The 20,715-nt window shown below is 54.3% G+C and carries 24 protein-coding genes and 1 tRNA gene; 15 read left to right on the top strand and 10 right to left on the bottom strand.

Going from position 1 to position 20,715, the window contains the following annotated elements; translation table 11 throughout:
• Positions 1–55: 55 nt before the first annotated feature.
• Complete coding sequence (locus tag AC3Y7R_RS03390) at positions 56–274, top strand: helix-turn-helix domain-containing protein (protein WP_490040594.1); 219 nt, start codon at positions 56–58, stop codon at positions 272–274.
• 26 nt (positions 275–300) lie between these two features.
• On the opposite strand, the gene AC3Y7R_RS03385 is transcribed toward AC3Y7R_RS03390, so the two are convergent.
• A complete protein-coding gene (locus AC3Y7R_RS03385; protein ID WP_490040593.1) occupies positions 301–522 on the bottom strand; it encodes a helix-turn-helix domain-containing protein in 222 nt (73 codons plus the stop codon).
• Positions 523–608: 86 nt separating this feature from the next.
• Between AC3Y7R_RS03385 and AC3Y7R_RS03380 the strand changes: the two genes are divergently transcribed.
• Both AC3Y7R_RS03380 and AC3Y7R_RS03375 read left to right on the top strand, forming a co-directional pair.
• Complete coding sequence (locus tag AC3Y7R_RS03380; RefSeq protein ID WP_490040592.1) at positions 609–1,004, top strand: hypothetical protein; 396 nt, start codon at positions 609–611, stop codon at positions 1,002–1,004.
• A gap of 50 nt (positions 1,005–1,054) precedes the next feature.
• Entirely contained in the window at positions 1,055–1,615 is a 561-nt protein-coding gene (locus AC3Y7R_RS03375) for a metallophosphoesterase (RefSeq protein ID WP_490040590.1), read from the top strand.
• A 59-nt stretch (positions 1,616–1,674) separates the two neighbouring features.
• Here AC3Y7R_RS03375 and AC3Y7R_RS03370 read toward each other — a convergent pair whose 3' ends face one another.
• The 7 genes from AC3Y7R_RS03370 to AC3Y7R_RS03340 all read right to left on the bottom strand — a co-directional run bounded on the left by AC3Y7R_RS03370 (position 1,675) and on the right by AC3Y7R_RS03340 (position 7,700).
• Complete coding sequence (locus AC3Y7R_RS03370) at positions 1,675–3,321, bottom strand: hypothetical protein (protein ID WP_490040589.1); 1,647 nt, start codon at positions 3,319–3,321, stop codon at positions 1,675–1,677.
• On the bottom strand, positions 3,318–3,668 hold the full coding sequence (locus tag AC3Y7R_RS03365) for a plasmid mobilization protein (RefSeq protein WP_490040588.1): 351 nt from the start codon (positions 3,666–3,668) through the stop codon (positions 3,318–3,320). Before AC3Y7R_RS03365 ends, AC3Y7R_RS03370 begins: the two co-directional genes overlap by 4 nt.
• A 141-nt stretch (positions 3,669–3,809) precedes the next feature.
• Complete coding sequence (locus tag AC3Y7R_RS03360; protein WP_490040587.1) at positions 3,810–4,637, bottom strand: hypothetical protein; 828 nt, start codon at positions 4,635–4,637, stop codon at positions 3,810–3,812.
• A gap of 422 nt (positions 4,638–5,059) precedes the next feature.
• A complete protein-coding gene (locus AC3Y7R_RS03355; protein ID WP_490040586.1) occupies positions 5,060–5,794 on the bottom strand; it encodes a hypothetical protein in 735 nt (244 codons plus the stop codon).
• A gap of 28 nt (positions 5,795–5,822) precedes the next feature.
• On the bottom strand, positions 5,823–6,992 hold the full coding sequence (locus tag AC3Y7R_RS03350; RefSeq protein WP_490040585.1) for a tyrosine-type recombinase/integrase: 1,170 nt from the start codon (positions 6,990–6,992) through the stop codon (positions 5,823–5,825).
• A 10-nt stretch (positions 6,993–7,002) separates the two neighbouring features.
• Complete coding sequence (locus tag AC3Y7R_RS03345; RefSeq protein WP_490040584.1) at positions 7,003–7,449, bottom strand: DpnI domain-containing protein; 447 nt, start codon at positions 7,447–7,449, stop codon at positions 7,003–7,005.
• Between the two features lie 161 nt (positions 7,450–7,610).
• Positions 7,611–7,700, bottom strand: a tRNA-Ser gene (locus AC3Y7R_RS03340).
• Between the two features lie 181 nt (positions 7,701–7,881).
• Between AC3Y7R_RS03340 and AC3Y7R_RS03335 the strand changes: the two genes are divergently transcribed.
• The gene (locus tag AC3Y7R_RS03335) at positions 7,882–8,703 is read left to right on the top strand and encodes a hypothetical protein (protein ID WP_490040583.1); all 822 of its coding nucleotides are present in this window, start codon (positions 7,882–7,884) and stop codon (positions 8,701–8,703) included.
• A gap of 1 nt (position 8,704) precedes the next feature.
• Here AC3Y7R_RS03335 and AC3Y7R_RS03330 read toward each other — a convergent pair whose 3' ends face one another.
• On the bottom strand, positions 8,705–9,097 hold the full coding sequence (locus AC3Y7R_RS03330; protein ID WP_490040582.1) for a hypothetical protein: 393 nt from the start codon (positions 9,095–9,097) through the stop codon (positions 8,705–8,707).
• A 141-nt stretch (positions 9,098–9,238) separates the two neighbouring features.
• Between AC3Y7R_RS03330 and AC3Y7R_RS03325 the strand changes: the two genes are divergently transcribed.
• The 8 genes from AC3Y7R_RS03325 (at position 9,239) to AC3Y7R_RS03290 (ending at position 16,430) form a co-directional block, all read left to right on the top strand.
• On the top strand, positions 9,239–9,946 hold the full coding sequence (locus AC3Y7R_RS03325; RefSeq protein WP_490040581.1) for a 50S ribosomal protein L21: 708 nt from the start codon (positions 9,239–9,241) through the stop codon (positions 9,944–9,946).
• Between the two features lie 11 nt (positions 9,947–9,957).
• Positions 9,958–10,227, top strand: a complete 270-nt coding sequence (gene rpmA, locus AC3Y7R_RS03320) for a 50S ribosomal protein L27 (protein WP_490040580.1) — start codon at positions 9,958–9,960, stop codon at positions 10,225–10,227.
• A gap of 148 nt (positions 10,228–10,375) precedes the next feature.
• Positions 10,376–11,788, top strand: a complete 1,413-nt coding sequence (locus AC3Y7R_RS03315; protein ID WP_490040579.1) for an RtcB family protein — start codon at positions 10,376–10,378, stop codon at positions 11,786–11,788.
• A complete protein-coding gene (locus tag AC3Y7R_RS03310; RefSeq protein ID WP_490040578.1) occupies positions 11,785–12,384 on the top strand; it encodes a LysE family translocator in 600 nt (199 codons plus the stop codon). The genes AC3Y7R_RS03315 and AC3Y7R_RS03310 overlap by 4 nt, the downstream gene beginning before the upstream one ends.
• Entirely contained in the window at positions 12,384–12,920 is a 537-nt protein-coding gene (locus tag AC3Y7R_RS03305) for a GNAT family N-acetyltransferase (protein WP_490040577.1), read from the top strand. The genes AC3Y7R_RS03310 and AC3Y7R_RS03305 overlap by 1 nt, the downstream gene beginning before the upstream one ends.
• A gap of 55 nt (positions 12,921–12,975) precedes the next feature.
• Positions 12,976–14,013 carry a GTPase ObgE gene (gene obgE / locus AC3Y7R_RS03300; RefSeq protein ID WP_490040576.1) on the top strand — a complete coding sequence of 346 codons (1,038 nt, stop codon included), beginning with the start codon at positions 12,976–12,978 and terminating at the stop codon, positions 14,011–14,013.
• A complete protein-coding gene (proB, locus tag AC3Y7R_RS03295; RefSeq protein WP_490040575.1) occupies positions 14,001–15,128 on the top strand; it encodes a glutamate 5-kinase in 1,128 nt (375 codons plus the stop codon). Before obgE ends, proB begins: the two co-directional genes overlap by 13 nt.
• Before the next feature lie 33 nt (positions 15,129–15,161).
• Positions 15,162–16,430 carry a glutamate-5-semialdehyde dehydrogenase gene (locus AC3Y7R_RS03290; protein WP_490040574.1) on the top strand — a complete coding sequence of 423 codons (1,269 nt, stop codon included), beginning with the start codon at positions 15,162–15,164 and terminating at the stop codon, positions 16,428–16,430.
• 38 nt (positions 16,431–16,468) lie between these two features.
• On the opposite strand, the gene AC3Y7R_RS03285 is transcribed toward AC3Y7R_RS03290, so the two are convergent.
• Entirely contained in the window at positions 16,469–16,888 is a 420-nt protein-coding gene (locus AC3Y7R_RS03285) for a hypothetical protein (RefSeq protein WP_490040573.1), read from the bottom strand.
• Positions 16,889–17,041: 153 nt separating this feature from the next.
• On the opposite strand from AC3Y7R_RS03285, the gene AC3Y7R_RS03280 reads away from it, so the two are divergent.
• The 3 genes from AC3Y7R_RS03280 to pstC all read left to right on the top strand — a co-directional run bounded on the left by AC3Y7R_RS03280 (position 17,042) and on the right by pstC (position 20,695).
• Positions 17,042–18,079 (top strand): ATP-binding protein, encoded by a 1,038-nt coding sequence (locus AC3Y7R_RS03280; RefSeq protein ID WP_490040572.1) that lies wholly within the window; start codon positions 17,042–17,044, stop codon positions 18,077–18,079.
• Between the two features lie 127 nt (positions 18,080–18,206).
• Positions 18,207–19,208 (top strand): substrate-binding domain-containing protein, encoded by a 1,002-nt coding sequence (locus AC3Y7R_RS03275; protein ID WP_490040571.1) that lies wholly within the window; start codon positions 18,207–18,209, stop codon positions 19,206–19,208.
• A 110-nt stretch (positions 19,209–19,318) separates the two neighbouring features.
• Complete coding sequence (pstC, locus tag AC3Y7R_RS03270) at positions 19,319–20,695, top strand: phosphate ABC transporter permease subunit PstC (protein WP_490040570.1); 1,377 nt, start codon at positions 19,319–19,321, stop codon at positions 20,693–20,695.
• Positions 20,696–20,715: the final 20 nt, after the last annotated feature.

Here is a 20,715-nt window from a genome sequence, read left to right as displayed (position 1 = left end):
TTATACGCAAAAGCGTATAATTCAAAGTGCGATCTTTATCTCGAGAGGACTGGCCATGGAAACTCTGATTTCGAGCGTTGAAAATCTTGCACTGGTACTGGTTGACGCCAGGAAACTCGCCGAAAAAACCCAAGCTGAAGTGGCCGAAAAGGCGAATTTGAGGCAGGCTACAATTTCCAAAGTTGAAAGCGGGGATCAAGGCATTCGGCTGGAAACGGTTCTGTCGCTTTTGGAAGCCCATAATCTAGAATTGCTAGTTCGCCCTAGGCAATAATAAATCTGACTAAACTTAGCTCTTCGTCAGGTTTGCTTTGAAAATAATTTTACCACGCTAATATCAAGCGCATCGGCAATCCGTACAATTGTTTTAAGACCAGGGTTTCGCTCTCCTCGCTCGATCCCTCCAATATAGGTGCGATCCAAGTCAACGATATGCGCAAAGCCTTCTTGAGAATAGCCTTGCGCTTTGCGGGCTGCTCTCAAATTTTTGCCGAAATCTATAACTGTGAAGTTGGTTTCCATCTTCCCTTTGGGCAAGAAAGATGTTTAATCGTCTACGGACTTATCGTATCACATGGCGAACACCGAAGCTAAATGAGGATAAATATATGTTTGATGGCATACCCACGGGAAAAGTACTTGACGGAACCGACGACCACAAAAAGATGTGTAAAATCGCCCGAGTTCACTTAGACGCCATTCAACGTCGCAGTGGCAGCGGGTTAATTGCAAAACTAAGTAAGCATGTCTCTTTTTCAGCGCTCAATACGCTTTTGTCGTTTTACGGCTGGGCCATTCGACGGAACGGCTCCATGCTTGAAGTCTGGGTTCGTAATGATCCGGCTAATAATAATTGTAGTGAAGAACCTGTGCCAATTCCAGGAAGCATCGCAGAGATAAACGAAAAGGCGCGTAAGTGGTATATAAGCTCGGGCAAATTGGTAGATCCTCGAACTGGACGCGAAATTCCCTATCACGAACGTCATCGTTTCGGAATACTGTAACACTATGCGCAGTAATTTCTGTTCGCTTAGGACGTCAATGAAAGCTCAAAATGACAATTTGGTATACTGCGGACACGCATTTCGGTCACGAGAACGTAATTAGTTTTTGCAAAAGACCCTTTAAATCAGCATCACACATGGACGGGGCGCTGATTGAAAACATGTGGACGTTAGTTAAGCCCGAGGATGATCTTTGGATCATCGGTGACTTCGCGTTTGGCCCGTCATCAAAGGACGAAACATATTTGCGTAAAATTTTCGAACAACTCCCTAGTGCATCCAAACATCTCGTCGTTGGAAACCATGATGGCCCACTGACGTTGGAATTGCCTTGGAATTCCGTTAGCAACCTAGCGGAAGTGCGTGATGGATCGCTTAAACAAAATAACACTTTGTGCCATTATCCAATGATCACGTGGAATCACGCACGCCGAGGCGCGCTCCAGCTTTTTGGCCACGTCCATAACAATTGGCGTGGCAGCCAAAACTCAGTGAATGTTGGTGTGGATGTTTGGGGGTTTTCACCGGTACACTTTGAAGACATTGAGCGCCGCGCTCGAAGTTTGCCCGTAAATAAGCATTGGGGTGATGTTGAGCGCAAACAGCACTAGCTTAAAGCCCCTCCTGACATCGCCCCTGATATGGCAAGGGATGGATGGGCTTTATGGCTCTAGATCTCAGGTTCATTACCTGGGTACAGGTGCCTTCGTTGAACCAAAAGTTTGCCCTCTAAAGATTGTTCGTTTGGCTTCATCGATGAACGACCAGCGGTCACGATCATAGAGCTTTCTTTGAAGGCTTCGGTAATCCGTTCTCTAAGAGCTTCAGCTCGTCGCCAAAGCTCTTCAAGCGTTTGTCCAATTGCTCTATCCGCGTTAGCGAATCTTCGACGCAGCGTAATAATTCTCTCTCTAACGGTGTCAGGCCATTGCTCATCTATCTGCTCCTTTATCTTTTCTTGATGCAAATGCGATTGGGCGGCGTTCCGATCGGACAAACTGTTATCTCTACGCCGTTTGGTAGGAGAACGATGGTCCCAAGGCCGCTGATGCCACGCATGACCGTACTTTCGTTCAGCGCGAGTGGTATCTGTGGAATGACCCTCGGAGGTGGCTCCAGCGTCATCGCGCCATAGGTTACGAAGCCGCCGAGCGCTACGGCGCAGGCCCCCAAGGTCAATGATGCGCCGCTCAGCATCGCCGTCTTCCAAAGTGTGAAGCTCAAAGCCTTGCCCGCTTTCTGTGTCGTTTCCGACAAGTCGGACATTTCTGCCTCGATCTGTGTTTTCGTCCGTTTGTACAAATGCTCTGCCGTTTGATGCAGGCTCTCCATATCGTTCACGGTTTTTCGCAGCACGGTTGTCAATTGCGCGCTCCATTGTGCATCGAAGTTGTTCAATGCGTTCTGAAGTTGCTCTTGGCTTTCGTTGGCCTGCGCTGTGGCTTTCTTTTGCAGCCTGTCCAGCAAAGTATTCTGCGGCAGTCCATTGCTCATGATAAATCCGATCCTCTAGTCGAAAGGTTCCAGCCGATGTCGACAACCCCATTTGGCGCATTGTAATCCGCTTGTCTGGCGGTCTTAATTTTCCTTCGGCTTTAGCCAGCGCCTCTTTCTTGGCTCGTCTTGCGATTTGCTTTTCGGTCAGAGGCTTGATTTCCAAACCATCTTCTTCAAGCGTCTGAAGATACGCGCGAACATCAGCGTGATCTCTGATCGTACCATTTTCGATCTCGCCGATAACAAGTCCATTGATATGGTCGCGGAGCATTTTTCTATCTTTGCCTTCGATGACGTCCCGAAGCGGTCGGTGGTGCTCTACAGCTTCAGGATCAGCCCAACCCATATTTGCGTTCCAATAGTCGCGCCAAGCATTAAAATACCGCTCAGCACCTGGCGGCGCGATATTCAGGGCACGTCCATTGTGTAGCTCTCGGCGAAGCACTAGGCAGTGCAACTCGACGTTGCCCATATGAGTGTGCCTAACCCACAATGTCTTCGGCTGATCTGGGGCGAGGCCAGCAAATGCTGCGGTCTCAAAGGATGCCATAACTTCCCGCTGTTCATCATCAGACGGCGCATCATCGTCAGCGAAGGCAACGACCAGTGACGTGTAGCGCCATTTGCGATGATCGCTATCAATCAACAAGGCCATCTGTTCAGGATCGCCATCAAGGCACTCGGGTAGCGGGTCACGTTTAACAGTTGCGCCTTTGATGCGGTTGCGGTTCTCGTCGAATTCTGGAACCTCTTCAGCCATCAGGTAGTCGACAGCCGATTGTCCGCTACCGTCGCCATGGTGAAAGAACCGCACAATCATTTGCTATGCTCGCGCTGAAAGAGCTTGAGAGCACGCTCAATGGTGACAAGCTCTGCGTGGATTGCGAGCGTATCAATCTCGTCTCCAAAACGAAGGGTGCCATTAACCGCTTTGGCGATTTGGTTCATGTTATTCCCCGTCAGCCCAATCTGATCCATGAGCTGAGGGTTGACTGCCGGAGCTGTCCTACGCCGCGACGACCGTGATGCCTCAAGGAACTCCCGAAGGTAATCTGACAAACTAAGGCCATGGGATCTCGCCTTGGCACCCCAACGCTCCCGTTCTTTCCGCGAGCATTTCACGTGCAGCGACAAGTCACGCGGTTCTTGGATGTTAGCTCCGCTCATTGGTCACCCCCTTTGGAGTGCTTTGGGCAACGTGAATTTGGGTTGGGGTTGAGGGGAAGGGGCGCAGCATCCCTTCCTTCACAAGTTGCGGTGGCGTAGCCACAAGCGTAACCTTGCTCCCAGAAAATATATCCATCACGATCATCCCTGCTTCTTTGATTTACGCACTAACTCGCTATTCAACGTTGACTGCATCGGCCCAGACTGAACCTTTTCATGCTTGTCCTTCGTGGTCGACGATGGACCAGCAACCGCAGGTTCAAGATTCGAATAGGTTTGGGTAAGGTAAGGTTTAGTTTTGTGCTTCGAAGGGGTTCCTAAGCCCCCTGGAGACGGATTTTCCCAAGTGGAATCCACACGTCTTCCATCAACAGCGTCCCCCATAGTGACGCCCATAAAAACTTCACTGTATGAGACTTTGACCGGCGATCCTTTGCGCAGCATTTCATTGTAAAGGCATTGTTCAAGTTTCGGAAATGACAGCATTGCTTCGAATACGAATTCCCTTAGTTCTTCGGTGACTTTAGGTCCGTGTTCGCTATCTTCGCGATAGGCCTTCACGCCCAAGAGCGAGGCAACAACAAATTCGGCAATCGATCTTGAAACCATCTCTATCTTAGGCACGCCCCGCTTCAAAAAATCACGTGCAACACCTTTCACAGTGTTCAAACTAATTGTCATATTTGAGGAGTAGAACCACTCGGAGAGCCGAACATACTCCTCCTTTTTGTCATATTCGATAAGCTCCGCTGCCTCCAGCAACTCAATCACAGACAGCAAATCATTTACTGGAATGTTAGCTTCGCGAGAAAACAGAATTAGTGGGTGCCGGAATGTTCCAATGTAGTTGGCTGGGCTGCTCAAATTAACAGTCAAGTAGGCGTTTCTCTCACAGCACGACTTCAAATTTCGAAACGGCTCCCACTCAAGGATATCAGTTCCAATCATTACGAAATCTTTCTTGGGCATGCGTCACATCTCCTCCGTTTGCCCGAGGGGGAACTCGGGGAAAAACGAGCCTTAAAGGCCAAATTTTTATTGAAACGCAGGGGGATATTTGCTATCGTCAGAGTATTCAAATCAACTAAGCGAAGCCCTGCGAAAGCGGGGTTTTGTTGTTTTAGGCGAGTTCGTTTGTCTGGACCGTTCTCTTTTCTATCCAAGAATTTAGATCGAAGCCGCGATACTTCACCCTCCGACCAAATTTTGTATATTTTGGGCCGACACGTCTGTGTCTCCATTGCGCGCGCATCGCACGAGTAGCAATGAGATCGAGCTCCTTATCCGTATCATCGTAGAAAATGGCGGGCTTAAACGGTTCAATGTTCATCTTTGTCTCCTAGAGAAACCAACTTCCACCAATTGAGACCAAGTGAATAAGAATGTCGAAACTATTGGGCAGTAAAACTCGACGTTTTTTGGGCTGCTACTCGTGCAGGCCCGTCCTGTAGCTCTTGTTTGAGGTAAACCAACAACGGATCGCAGGGTGGTCGCTTCTGAGCCTTGGCAGCAAAGTGACGAAACCCGCCTTTAATGCCCCCAATCTTAAAAATCTCCTCGAGGCTCTTGCAAAATGGCCCCGTGGGATTGCCGTCCTTGTCCCCCGAACGAGCCGTTAAGTCGCTGTAAGTTTCAAATATCGCTCTTAACGCCATTGCGGTCCTAAATGCGCGGTAATCGCCTCCAACGCCGACCTCCGCTGAAACACATTGCTCCAGATGCTCAATGACCAATCCTATTGCTGACAACAGTCGGTTGGTTTCCACCGACTGAATGGCATCGGCGACAAAATAGAACAATGGCCCTGACAAGATTGGTAACCGCGTTGTGATCTTCGTTTGCTTATCAAAGGGAATATCCAAAAATTCGCGCTTAAGCAGCCACCTTTCAAACCGCTTCAACTCTTCTAAAGCATCCTTGGTCATGGTCTTTCCATAACCGTTGCCTAGGTTAATCCAAAACGCATGATCTGGCACCAATGGATTAAAGATTAGCGTTGCTGGCACGTATTGAGCGTCACCGTCGAAACTTCGATCCAGGTGATGACAAAGAACTTCAGTAGTACAATCAAGCACCTCGTGAAGACGCCGCATAAAGTGCATCACATCCCGATCGTCGCTTTTCAAGAAGACACGCCCTGTCGGCTTTGAAAATTCATCCGACGACATAAACTGACCAATCTTCAAGAAGTTCGCGTCTTTTTTCCAATTGGTCGGATCTTGCGTATGCGCGCTCAACGTCAGAACCAACCTGATGCGCCAAACTCATCTCAGCAAGCTCGCGGCTGAACCCGGGTTGTTCTGACGCCCAATCTCGAAAGGTTGAACGAAATCCATGCACTGTAATGCCTTCAACTTTCATGCGCCTTAGGAGCATCAGCATCGCCATATTTGACATCGGTCTGTGGCGTTTCTGACCTTCGAAAACAACCTCCGATCTTAGGTTCTTGAGTGGTTCGATTATGGCAATCATAGCCAGCGTCAGAGGGACACGATGTTCTTGATCAGCCTTCATACGCTCTGCTGGAACTGTCCAAAGACGTTGGTCAAAGTCAAACTCTTCCCACCGCGCGTTCAACGTTTCACTGGTCCGACTGGCTGTCAGGCACGTAAACATTAGTGCCTTCGCCGCCATCGCATCTTTGGTGGCTAGTTCAGCATAAAAGGTAGGCACGACCTTCCAGTGCATTGCCTTGTGGTGCTGCACCTTCTGTTTGACTTGCGGCAATACGCGAGCATCGCGAATGGTGGTGACTGGGTTTTCTCCTTCGCGAAAACCCTTTGACTTTGCCACATCCAACACGGCCTTCATCCGTTGAGCCAGCCGCTTTGCTGTCTCGTGCTTTACAGTCCAAACTGGAAGAAGCACCTGCAACACTTCGGGCTGACCTACTTCAGAAACTGGCAGGCGACCTATCTTAGGAAAGGCATATTCAGCCAGAGTGTTGATCCACTGCTGACCATGCTTCGGATTCTTCCATGTCGGCAGGCGCTCAATATGGACTTGTCGTGCGATCTCCTCGAAACACGGAATTTCCTGTCGCCCGTTATAGCGCGGATTGATGCCTCGCTTCGCCAAACGTCGATATTCCAAAGCTCGGTCACGCGCCTCATTCAACGTCACAACATCAGCACCACCAAGGCCGAAGTCAGTTCGCAGGGGCTTGCCTTCACGGTTGCGTTGCCCCTTCACCGTGACGCGTACGATCCAGCGTCTCGCACCCGATGGATCGACCACAAGATACAAGCCGCTCCCGTCGCCATGACGACCGGCACCGAGGGTTCGGACCAAATTCTTTGTCAGTTTTCCTGAAATGGCTGCCATCTTTGACACCTCAATGGAATCTAACGAAACGATCAGCGACCGCTGACGTATCGATCAGGAAACCTTGCCATCCCGCGCGTTTAGCATTTTCCGAGAGAGGCTTGCGCGGAACGAACATTTCTGGCGTTTGAAGCTCAGACGCCAAGAACGAAATACTAAAAGATTTGTCCTTTTTGGATCGCAATACAACAAAAAGGCTTGTGTAAATTCCGGCGTCCATTCTTGCTTTCTGTGGTCCCCACGCAGCTCCTAAAATCGTCTTAGGCATAGTCTCAATGTCGGAAACGCGTGCCGTCTTAACTTGCGCAATGAAACCACAAAAATCACAGATGAGGTCTGCACACTTGAAATTTTGGACAAGTTTCTTGAGAGTGCGATCATTTTTGCATTTGGGACAACTGGCATTCTTCGCCACCAACTCCTCACCCCAATTCCCCAGTTCAATCTTTTCGCTCACGATGAGTCCTCACTTAAAATACCACAATTTCTACCACGCAATGAATAGAAACGAGTCTAATCGAAGAGAAACCAAAAGCAACAACGAATGCGGATAAATCAACAAAAACAGCCCCATAAGGGATTGAATGAGTGCCAACGTAATTGAGAAAAAATGGTGGCTGGCGGAGAGACAGGGATTCGAACCCTGGGAACCCTCTCGAGCTCAACGGTTTTCGAAACCGTCCCGTTCGACCACTCCGGCACCTCTCCGCAAGGCTGATGTGTGATCAGGTGGGCGCGGTTTAGCGGCACAACTCATGCGCTGCAAGCCCAACTATGGCGGTTTTCGTCTCAACCAGCCGCACAACACAACAAATTCAGCACCTTCACCATTGTGACGCAGCGGATCGGGGCATATCTTAGGGGCTGGACCGCCCTTGAAGGATTTGCCATGCGCCTGCTGACCGCCACCTTTGCCGCCCTTATGCTGACTGCCGGACTTGTGTCGGCGCAAACCTCGTCAATGATCGAGCGCTACTATGTGGCCTTGGACATGGATACAGTCTTTGAGGTGTTGCGCGAAGAGGGCGTGGCCGCCGGCCAAGATGTGCCAGAGGATGGCGGGGTTACGCCGTCACCTGCATGGACCGCCCGGCTGGAGCGCATTTATGGCAGTGAAAACGCCAAGAAGTTGTTTGGCGAGGGGATGCGCAGCATTAAGGACATTGAGGGCTCGGAGGCCGCGCTGGCATTCTTTGAGGGGGAGCTGGGCGCGCGCATTGTTCAGATCGAGATCGACGCCCGCCGCGCCTTAAGCGCTGATGGGGGCGAAGATGCCGCAACGCTCACCGTTGCACAGCTGCGCAAGGACGATCCCGCGCTATATCTGATGTATCAAGAGTTCATTAAGGTAAACGATCTGGTGGAAAGCAATGTGGCCGGGGCGCTGAACTCCAATCTGGCATTCTATCGCGGCATGGCCACCAATGAGCAATACGCCGAAGGGATCACCGAGAGTTTCATGTTGAATTCGGTCTGGGAGCAGGAGCCGGACATCCGCAAAGAAATGCAGGAATGGACGATGAACTTCTCCTCGATGGCCTATAGCACGCTGAGCAAAGCCGAGTTGCAACGCTACATCGACATCTCCAAGACGCCCGCAGGGCAACGGCTGAATTCGGTGCTGTTTGCGGGGTTTGACCAGATGTTTGAGGCGCAAAGCTTTGAGTTAGGTCGGGCCACGGCAGAGTTTCTGATCGGCGAAGACACCTGATTTATGGGCCGTGAACCATTAGCGTGACGCTCAGAGCCTCGGGATCACGCGACAGGTTCGGCTCTTGGGCCAATACGGCAATAAGGGCAGGACGCTTGCCTTGGGGGATGCGGGCCAAATCACTGGCCTGCGTCAGGGTCGCCCCCCCGCCAAGTTTGATGTCCAAAAGAAGCGCGTCAAAATTGGCCGTAATATAGTGTTTCACCCGCGCGCGGCGTGCATTATAGCTGGCATTGCCGACCACATTCCCCAAGGCATAGCCGGGCAACAACAGCGGGTTTGGCACATGCGAAGCCGTATCGGGGCTGCATCCGACAAGCGCCAGCAACGTCGCCACAAGTTTAGCGTGCTTTAGCGGGCTTAGCCTGTTGACAGAGGTGCATAATTCCAACATAAGCCGCCATCTGCGCATGATGCGTAGGTTTTTGCAATGACGTCCCGATCCGGGGGCGCGCTGTCCGAGGTGGCTCACACAGAGCCCATGAACGCCGCGAAAGCGGGGCCACAGGACGCGAAAGATAAAAGGGTATGCGATATGTTCGCGGTTCTAAAAACCGGCGGCAAGCAGTACAAGGTCGCCTCTGGCGATATTCTGCGTGTCGAGAAACTGGATGCCGCCGCTGGCGAGACAATCCAATTCAATGAAATTCTGATGGTTGGTAGCACTATTGGTGCACCATTTGTTGAAGATGCTGGCGTTCAAGCCGAAGTCATCGACCAAATCAAAGGTGTTAAAACGATCAACTTCGTTAAGCGTCGTCGTAAGCACTCGTCCAAACGCACCAAGGGCCACCGTCAACAACTGACGTTGCTTCGCGTAACTGACATCCTCGCCAAAGGCGCAGGTAAGTCCGGTGTTAAAGCTGCAATCAACGGTGCTGGCGTATCTTTCGCTGCACTCGATGCTGCTGCTCCGGCTAAGAAAGCCAAAGCCAAGCCTGCTGCGAAAGCTGAAAAAGCTGCCGCACCAAAAGCTGCTGCTAAAAAAGAAGCCGCGCCTAAGAAGGCTGCTGCTCCTAAAAAGGCTGCTGCTAAGGCTGATGGCGCCGACGATCTGTCGCGCATCAGCGGCGTTGGCCCGGTTATCGTCAAGAAGCTTCACGGCTTGGACGTCACAACATTCGCCCAAATCGCAGCATGGACCCCAGAGGACATCGCTGATATGGACGAGAAACTGAATTTCAAAGGCCGCATCGACCGGGATAACTGGCTCGAGCAGGCTACTGAATTCGCTAAAGGTTAAGGAGAAGCACAATGGCACATAAAAAAGCAGGTGGTTCATCCCGGAACGGTCGCGACTCAGCGGGTCGTCGTCTTGGCGTGAAAAAGTATGGCGGCGAGCTTGTCATACCCGGCAACATCATCATTCGTCAGCGCGGCACAGTTAAGTGGCCGGGCGAAGGCGTTGGCATGGGCCGCGATCACACTATCTTTGCAAAAGTCGAAGGTAACGTGAAATTCCACAAGGGCCTCAAAGGCCGTACCTTTGTATCCGTATTACCGGTAGCCGAGGCAGCAGAATAAGCCTTTCCCAAGGTTAAACATTTTAGGGATCGGCTTTAACGGCCGGTCCCTTTTCTTTTTCGATGTTGAAAAAGTTCAGGACCCGGTCACATAGCGCATCCCGATTTCAAGGATGCATTCTAGACACGAGGAAGAATGGACTAAGACAATGATTATTTCCGGCAAAGATCTGATTGATCTAGGTTTTGAACAAGGGCCAGCCTTTGGCAAAGCCTTGGATTATGTGAACGGGCAGGGCTTTGATCGCGCTGCGCTAAGCGCATGGGTGGAGGCAAACAAGCCAGCACCGCGCATAGGGCTGCAAGACAACCCCGGATATCACTTAAATATCGAAGCCGAGAATGAGCTAGAGCAACAAAACGTTGATGATGTCCGCGCGACCATGGATGTTTTGATGCGCACGCCAACAATCCGCGCCGGTGCGGTTATGCCTGATGCCTGTCCCGCGGGTCCTAAAGGCACGATCCCTGTGGGGGCTGTTGTTGCGGCGCAAAACGCGATCCATCCCGGCATGCATTCGGCCGATATTTGTTGCTCGGTCATGGTCACAGAGTTCGAGGACGCGGAGCCTAAAGCGATGCTTGATGCCGTCCATAAGGCGACGCATTTTGGACCCGGTGGGCGTCCAAACGGGCAGCGCTATACTTTGTCGCCAACTCTCTATGATGGGTTCCGCGAGAACAGCTTCTTGTCGGACAAGAAAATCTTGCAAGCCGCGCAAGAGCACATGGGCACGCAAGGCGATGGCAATCATTTTGCCTATGTCGGGGTCTCCAAGGCCCGCGGCACGACCTGTCTTGTCACCCATCACGGCTCGCGGGGGCCGGGGGCCGGGTTGTACAAGTTGGGCATGAAGGCGGCCGAGATTTGGCGCAAGCGTTTGTCGACAGGGGTTCTAAAGCAGAACGCGTGGATTCCAGCCGATAGCGACGAGGGGCAATCCTATTGGGAAGCCCTGCAATTGATCCGCAAATGGACCAAGGCCAACCATAACTGCCTGCACCAAGCCGCAACCGTCTTTGCCGGTGCTAAAATGCTGGATCGGTTCTGGAACGAGCATAACTTCGTCTTCCGCAAGGGTGATCTGTACTACCATGCCAAAGGGGCTACCCCGGTGGATGCCGAGTTCATGCCTGACACCAACGGCACCCAAATTGTACCGCTGAATATGGGGCAACCTGTGTTGTTGATCCGTGGCGAGACCCGCGAGAATAACCTTGGTTTTGCACCACATGGGGCAGGGCGTAATTTCTCGCGCACAGCGCATAAACGATCGCTGGCTGGCGAGACTGATCAGGCTATTTTTGATCGTGAAACCGCACATATTGATGCGCGGTTCTTCTCGGGCAATATCGACGTCTCGGAGCTGCCATCAGCCTATAAACCTGCGGATACGGTGCGCGCGCAGATGGCCAAGTTCAAGCTGGCGGAGGTGGTCGATGAGATCACGCCCTATGGCTCGATCATGTCTGGCGATTGGGAACGTGACGCGCCTTGGCGCCTGAAAGCTCAGGCCAAATATGCTCAAAAGCAGCGCGCGCTGCATCAGGCCACAAGGTGAGCGTCGCGGTGCTCTCTTTTGCCGTGTTTGCGGCCTCTCAGGTGGGAACACCTGGGCCCGCAAACATGGCGCTTTTGGCCACAGGAGCGCGCTATGGCCTGCGCGCGGCACTGCCCTTTGTGGCAGGCGTCGCCCTTGGCAAGCAGTTGGTGATCTGGCCCGTGGGCTTTGGCTTAATGCAGCTAGCACAAAGCGCACCTTGGGTGTTCGAGGCCCTGAAATGGGTCTCGGCACTTTATATTATTTGGCTCGCATGGCGGGTGGCAAATATGCGCCTGAGCACCAATATAGAAGCCAAGGCACCGGGCTTTGCGGCTGGTTTGATCGTGCATCCGCTGAACCCCAAAGCATGGGCGATGATAACGGCTGGGTTTACGGCATTTACGGTGCCCGGAACACCCAGCCTTGAAGCAACGGCAACGATCGCTGCTATACTTTTGGGGGTGCAAACCGTTTTGCACCCAATCTGGACCTACGGTGGGGAGCGCATTGCACGCAGCGTAGCAGGCACCCCAGCGGAGAAATATTTAATGTGGACACTGGCAGCGCTGACCGTTGCAAGCGTCCTGTTCGTTCTATTTGCGGGAGGCAAATAATGAGTTTTGAAGAAACCTACACCCAACCCACCATCAAAGCGGACGGCTTCGTGCTGCGCCCCTTGATTGAGGCCGACGCGGGCCAGCTTGCACTTTATACGGCGGATGAGCGGATCGCCAAAGCGACGTCCTCGATCCCGCATCCATTGCCACCCGGCACCACCGAGGCATTTATCAAGCGCAGCCTGGCGGATGAGCGGGCCGAGGACGTGTGGGTTATCGACCCCTCGGACGATGGCAGCCAAGTTTTGGGTGTGATTGGGTTGACCCGTATGGACCGCGAGCAGTCCGAGATCGGCTATTGGGTCGCACCACAATTGTGGAACAACGGGCTGGCCTCCAAGGCGGTCGAGGCCTTGGTGGCGGCTAACCCGCAGGCTTGCCGGACATTGTTTGGCTCGGTCTTCCAAGACAACCCCGCCTCGGCACGGGTTTTGACCAACGCAGGTTTCAAGTATATCGGTGACGCGGAAATCTTCTCGGTTGCACGTGATGCATTGGTACAAACTTGGACCTATATTAAGAAGCTGGATTGAGCGCAGCAAGGCGTTGCGTTAAGGCAGAACTACCCGCGTTGAAAGGCCTACGACTATGAAATTTCTCGACCTCACCAAGGTATTTGTCCGCTCCGGCGGCGGTGGCGCAGGCAGCATCAGCTTCCGGCGCGAGAAACACATTGAATATGGCGGCCCGGATGGCGGCGATGGCGGCAAAGGCGGCGACGTGATTGCCGAAGGGGTCGAAGGGTTGAACACTTTGATCGACTTCCGCTACCAGCAGCATTTCTTTGCCAAATCCGGCCAATACGGCATGGGCCAGCAACGCACGGGGCATGGGGGCGACGACATCATTCTGCGCGTGCCTGTTGGCACCGAGATCCTTGACGAGGATGAGGAAACCGTGATCGCCGATGTGACCGAAATTGGCCAACGCATTGTGCTGGCACAGGGCGGCAACGGCGGCTGGGGCAACCTGCACTTCAAATCAGCCACCAACCGCGCACCGCGTCGTGCCAATCCGGGCCAGCCCGGGGTCGAGCGCACGCTATGGCTGCGCCTGAAACTGATTGCAGATTCCGGCCTGTTGGGGCTGCCGAATGCGGGGAAATCCACCTTTCTTGCGGCAACCTCCAATGCCCGCCCGAAAATTGCAGACTACCCGTTTACCACGCTACACCCGAACCTTGGCGTCGTGGGTGTGGACAACGCCGAATTTGTTATGGCCGATATTCCGGGCCTGATTGCGGGCGCGTCTGAGGGCAAGGGCATTGGCGACCGCTTCCTTGGCCACGTTGAGCGCTGCGCCGTGTTGTTGCATTTGGTTGACGGCAGTTCCGAGACCGTCGCAGACGATTACCGCACGATTATTGGCGAGCTAGAAGCCTATGGCGGCGCGTTGGCGGACAAGCCCCGCGTGACCGCGCTCAATAAAATTGACGCCTTGGACGACGACGAGCGGGCCGAGCGACAGGCCGAGTTGGAAGCCGCCTGTGGTGGCCCCGTGATGATGATGTCCGGCGTGTCACGTGAGGGGTTGATTGAAGTGCTTCGAGCCGTGCGCGCCCAGATTCAGGAGGACCGCCTACGCATCGCCGCCGAGGAGGAGGAACCTCAAGTATGGCGCCCGTAACCCCCATCAGCGACACCTTTAAGTCCGCCCGACGGGTTGTTGTCAAAATTGGCTCGGCCCTGTTGGTGGACCGCCAATCCGGCGCATTGCGCGAAGACTGGCTGCATGCCTTGGCCCTAGATGTGTCGCGCATGAAAAAGCGCGGGCAGGACGTGGTGTTGGTCTCATCTGGCTCCATCGCGCTTGGGCGTGGGGTGCTGGACCTTGGGAACGGGGCTTTGCCACTGGAAAAATCGCAGGCCGCCGCTGCCGTCGGTCAAATCCGGCTGGCGCGCGCCTATGAAGAGGCCCTTGCGCCGCATGCGATCACCACCGCGCAGGTCTTAGTGACATTAGAAGACAGTCGTGACCGTCGCCGCTACCTCAATTCACGCGCCACGATGGCACAGCTTCTAAGCATGGATGTCGTGCCTATTGTGAACGAGAATGACACCATCGCCACCGACGAGATCCGCTATGGCGACAACGACCGTTTGGCGGCTCAGGTGGCGGTAACTATTGGCGCCGATTTGGTGGTGTTGCTGTCCGATGTGGACGGGCTTTACACCGCCAACCCGAATGAGGATACCACGGCCACACGGCTGGACCGGATCACAGAGATTACCCCCGAGATCGAGGCCATGGCCGGAGATGCGGGCTCTGGCCTGTCCAAGGGCGGGATGAAAACCAAGGTTATGGCCGCAAAGACCGCCATGGCGGGCGGGGCTGCTTTGGTGATCTCGGAAGGCAGCGCACTGTCCCCGTTGCGCGCCTTGGAAGAGGGGGCGAACGCCAGCTGGTTTGTGCCACAAACCGACCCGCAATTGGCTAGAAAACGCTGGATATCCGCGATGAAGCCGCAAGGTGTACTGGTCTTAGATGACGGCGCGGTTGCAGCCCTTGGGCGCGGGAAATCCCTGCTACCGGCGGGGGTTACACAAGTAATCGGGCAGTTTCATCGCGGTGATCCGGTGTCGCTACAGCGCCCAGATGGCACCAGCATCGGCCTTGGTTTATCGCGCTATACCGCTGAAGAAGCCGAGCAATTGAAAGGCCACCAATCCGGTGAAATTTCTCTGATCCTCGGCTATCCGGGGCGCGCTGCCCTTGTGCACCGCGATGACATGGTGCTCTAAACACATAAGAATTTACATATAAGGCCCAGTAGTATGACCGATGATGTGACAGACATTCCCGCCCTGATGGCTCAAATCGGCCAGAACGCCTGCGCGGCTGCGGCGGAGCTGTCTTTTGCCTCTGCCGAGCGGAAACACGCGGCCCTGATCAGCGCCGCCGATGCGGTTTGGGAGCAGCGCGCCCAGATTATCAAGGCCAACAAGCTCGACATGGAATTCGGCCGTAAAAAAGGCCTGTCCCCTGCGATGATGGACCGCTTGATGCTGGATGACGACCGTATCCGCGCCATGGCCGACGGGTTACGCGCGGTAGCTAAGCAACGCGATCCCGTGGGCGAAGTGATTACGGAGTGGGACATGGCATCGGGCCTGCATATCAAACGGGTGCGCACACCTTTGGGCGTGATTGGCGTGATCTACGAGAGCCGCCCCAATGTCACCGCGGACGCAGGGGCTTTGTGCCTGAAGGCTGGCAATGCGGTGATCTTGCGCGGCGGCTCCGAGAGCTTCAATTCGGCAAGTGCGATCCATGCATGCCTTGTGCAAGGGCTGCGCGACGCGAACCTGCCAGAGACGGCTATTCAACTGGTGCCAACGCGCGACCGCGCGGCGGTCTCCGAAATGTTAACGATGATCGACTATATCGACGTGATTGTTCCGCGCGGCGGCAAAGGGTTGGTTGGCCTTGTGCAGCGCGAGGCCCGCGTGCCGGTTTTTGCCCATCTGGAAGGCATCGTGCACATCTACATCGACAAGGCGGCGGATCCGGTGAAAACGCTCAATGTGGTGCTAAATTCCAAGACCCGGCGTACTGGCATATGTGGCGCGGCGGAATGCCTACTGATCCACAAAGACGTGGCCGACACCATCGGGCAGGGCGTGATCCGCGCGCTGTTAGACAAGGGCGTGACCGTGGATGCGGATATGAAACTGGCTGAAATTGACGGCACCTCGCCCGCCGCGCCTGAGCATTGGGGACGTGAGTTCCTAGACATGGAAATTGCCGCCAAAGTGGTCGATAGCGTGGAGGATGCCATGGCGCATATCCGCGAATTCGGCTCGAACCACACCGATTGCATCATGACCGAGGACCAAGCCACGGCGGATATGTTTCTGTCGCGCCTTGATAGCGCGATTTTGATGCACAATGCCTCGACCCAGTTTGCTGACGGTGGGGAATTTGGCATGGGGGCGGAAATTGGCATCGCCACAGGAAAGATGCACGCGCGCGGCCCCGTTGGCGCCGAGCAGTTAACCAGTTTCAAGTATATCGTCATCGGTGATGGCACCGTCCGCGATTAAGTCAGGGCCAAGAGGCGGTCGGCGGGGCAGGGAGCGCGCTAACTTTGTGACGCCAGCTCCATAAATTCAATCCTAAGATCGTGTCCGCAGTTAGAGATTTCGCGGCAAACCATCTTGGTATTTGGCAGCCGCTGGCTCAACACACGGTAGGTGCCACGATAGCGCAACTCAGCCAGCTTCTTGGCAATATCCACGGCATCAAATTCGGGAACGATGAGCGGAGAGATGATCATATCCGGCTCAATATCCGACAACACCTCGGACGAGATCGCAGGCATGTTGGAAAAATATACCGTCGTGCCTTTCGGGATCGCTTCATGGGGCAGGCGGGGCAGGTCGTAATGCGTGAACCCCAAGATCAAAGTCACAGACGTCAAAGCATCCGGCACAGCATTGCAGGCCGCATCCGGTACCGGCATCACGCCGTCAGACGTTGATCGTGTATATTTCGGGCCCAAGGCCAATCACCTGCGGGTTCATTGAAGTTTATCGTTACGTTACAGTTGCAGACTATCAGCCCAGAAATACCGGACAAGACAGGTTTCCCTGTCTTGCATCGGCGTTTTAAGCTATCGGGCGAGGGGCAATTACTCGCCAGTTGAGGGGAAATGATGACAGTCTTAGCAATCTTGGAGGGCGTTCCACTCCCAATTTTGGTGATTGATGCCGAGCATCGGATCACCATGGCAAACATACCCGCCACCGAGATGTTCGGGCGCGATGTCACCGGAGTGAACGCCAATTTGTTGCTACGTCAACCACCCGTACTGGCCGCGATGGAGGCCTGTCTCACCCAAGGGCAGGTGGAGACGTCGCGGTTTTTGCTGTCGGGGGCTATGGGCGAGGTTAACTATTCGTTTCAGGCCCACCCATTAGAAAACGGCGGGGCGGTTTTGAGCTTTGAGGACCACTCTCTGCGCGATCAAAAAGAAACCATGCACCGCGATTTCGTATCCAACATCAGCCACGAGCTGCGCACGCCGCTCACCGGCCTCATGGGGTTCATCGAGACCTTACGTGGGCCTGCGCGCGGGGATGTCGAGGCGCAAGATCGGTTTTTGGCGATCATGGAGCAAGAGGCGCAGCGCATGAGCCGTATGGTCAGTGATCTTTTGTCCCTGAGCCGCGTTGAAATCGACGAGCGGGTACGTCCGCGCAACCTTGTTGATTTGGCCGCTGTCCTGCGCTCTGCACTGGCAACGCTGGAGGGGAAACTGGCCGAGGCGCAGGTGGTGATCGAAGCCACCGGATTTTCTAAGGGCCGCATGATCCTTGGCGATCGGGATCAGCTCACCCAGTTGTTTTTGAACCTGATTGAGAACGCACTCAAATACGGCGGGTCCTCCAAAACGATATATGTAGAAATATCGGCCATTAAACGTGATCCAACCCTGCGCCAAGCGGCGCTCAGAGTTGATGTGCGCGACGAGGGCGAGGGCATCAACGCCATCCATTTGCCACGCCTGACCGAGAGATTTTACCGTGTTGACGATCATCGCAGTCGGGATCAGGGCGGAACGGGATTGGGCCTAGCGATTGTTAAGCATATAGTTAATCGCCATCGTGGGAGGTTAAAAATTCAATCTACCCAAGGTGTTGGGAGTTGTTTCTCAGTGATTTTTCCCAATGGTGAGCAGATAAATCTATGAGAAATTCGCCCTTGTCATGAAACTGTTACGAAAGGTTCACAAAAGCACAGCATGAGGTGCGTAAATCCTCTGTCATGCGCTGCCACCAAGGGGTGGGGCGCGTCAATGACATCAAAGGAGTGACCTCATGTCGTTCATTAAAACCGTGGCATCTGCCGTAATTCTTGCTGTCGCTGCTGCAACTGCTGCCGATGCGCGGGACCAAATCCGCATCGTCGGATCGTCCACCGTGTTTCCATTCTCCACCGCTGTTGCCGAGCAATTCGGCCGCTCGACAGATTTCAAGACCCCTGTCGTTGAATCGACCGGATCCGGCGGCGGCATGAAGCTGTTTTGCGCAGGCGTTGGCACCGCGCACCCTGACATCACCAATGCTTCGCGCCGGATGAAAGAAAAGGAATTCAAGCTTTGCGCCGAGAACGGTGTGACCGAAATCACCGAGGCCGTTGTGGGCTTTGACGGCATTGTCATCGCCAATGCAAAGGGCGGTCCTGAGTTCTCAATCTCGCGCGCGCAGCTATGGCAAGCCTTGGCCGCTGAGGGTCCAAAGCCCACCAATTGGTCCGATGTTGACCCGTCCTTGCCAGCGATCAAAATCGAAGTGCTTGGCCCGCCACCATCATCGGGCACGCGCGATGCCTTCGAGGAGCTGGTCATGCAAAAAGGGTGCAAAAGCGCTGAAGCTGGCGATAAGAAATACTGCAAAAAAGAAGGCGCGCATATTCGCGAGGATGGCGCCTATATCGAGGCTGGCGAGAACGACAACTTGATCGTCTCCAAGCTGGAAGCGAACCCTGACGCGGTTGGCGTATTCGGCTTCTCGTTCCTCGATCAGAACTCCGACAAGTTGCAAGGCGCAGTGGTCGATGGCGTAGCGCCTGAGTTCGACAACATCGCATCTGGCGATTATCCGGTGTCGCGTTCGCTGTATTTCTACATCAAGAACGCCCACGTCGGTGTGATCCCCGGCTTGCAGGACTACGCCAATGAATTCCTCTCTGAAGGTGCTGCTGGAGAAGAGGGCTATCTGGTCGACAAGGGTCTGATTCCATTGCCAGAAGATGACTTCAAAGTGATCTCCGGCGACGTCAAATCCCTGATCAAGATGACAGGTGACGCGTGGAAATAATCCGGCAGGATTAGCTAAGAAACAGGGCAGGGGCGGCGCAAAATACGGCCCTTGCCTACCCATAGAATTGAGGGGCCAGCCCCTTCAGTCACAACTCTTTTGAGGGACGAATGCTGACACTCACCTTCTTCGCGATCTTGCTGCTCGCATTGGCCTTTTTTCTGCTGGCCCGCCGTCGTGCGGTTGCGGTGGTCGGCGGTGAGACGCGGCACCTTCATTCGCGACCTGGCTCCCACGGGGCATTGGCATTCTTGGTCACAGCGATCGGGGGCGTCGCAATATTGATAGCGCTTGGCACGGTTTGGGGCATCTGGGTCGAGAGCAGCCTGATGGCGCGAATCAACGCGACCAGCCCGGATTTATCCCCGATTGAGGCCGATTTGATCTTGTCAGACGCACGGGCGCTGGCGGACGGTGGCATCGCCTCCAAGACCGATGAATTGCGCCTTGAGATCGCCGCGCAGGTTACCCAAAAGGGCCTGTTGCACGATTGGGGCACGGTCGCTGTTTCCGTACTCGTGGCCTGTTTAGGCGGCCTTTGGGCGTTGCAGAACATCACGCCAGAGTGGCGCGCGCGCAACCGCTCCGAGGCCATCATTCGTGTCATCCTCATGGCCACTGCCGCGATTGCGGTGCTGACGACTGTGGGCATCGTGCTGTCACTGGTTTTCGAGACGGTCAATTTCTTTAACAACATCGAATGGCAGATACATAAATTCCTGTTCGGCACCACTTGGTCGCCCTTATCCGGTGTACAAGCAGGCAAGTTGGACCCCGACAAAGTGGGCGCGATCCCGCTATTTGCCGGCACCTTGATGATCACCGTAATTGCAATGCTGGTGGCCGTGCCGACGGGCCTGCTGGCGGCGATATATCTGTCGGATTTTGCCAGCCACCGGGTCCGCGCATGGGCCAAACCTATGTTGGAGCTATTGGCGGGAATTCCGACCGTGGTTTACGGCTTTTTCGCCGCCATTACACTGGCGCCACTGTTGCGAAACTCCGGCGAGGCCATCGGGCTGAACATCGCCTCCGAGAGCGCATTAGCGGCGGGCATTGTCATGGGGATCATGATTATTCCCTTCATCTCGTCACTGTCTGATGACGTGATCAACGCGGTGCCGCAATCCTTGCGCGATGGCTCTTACGGGTTGGGCGCGACCAAGGCGGAAACCATCCGCCAAGTGGTGTTGCCCGCCGCATTGCCGGGGATTGTATCGGCGGTCTTACTGGGCATATCGCGCGCTGTGGGTGAGACCATGATCGTGGTGATGGCCGCAGGGCAGGGGGCCAATTTGACCGGCAACCCGCTGGAGGCTGTAACCACTGTGACTGTGCAAATCGTAATGTTGATCACCGGCGACACCGAGGCATCGACGGCGGCAGGACCAGCTTTCACCTTGGGGTTCACCCTGTTTTGCATGACACTTTTGATGAATATCGCAGCGCAACGTGTGGTGCGCAAATACCGCGAACTCTACGACTAGGGGGCTGGATAAATGGTTGA

Source organism: Litoreibacter sp. (assembly GCF_058136045.1).
This window is presented reverse-complemented; position numbering and strand designations above follow the sequence as displayed.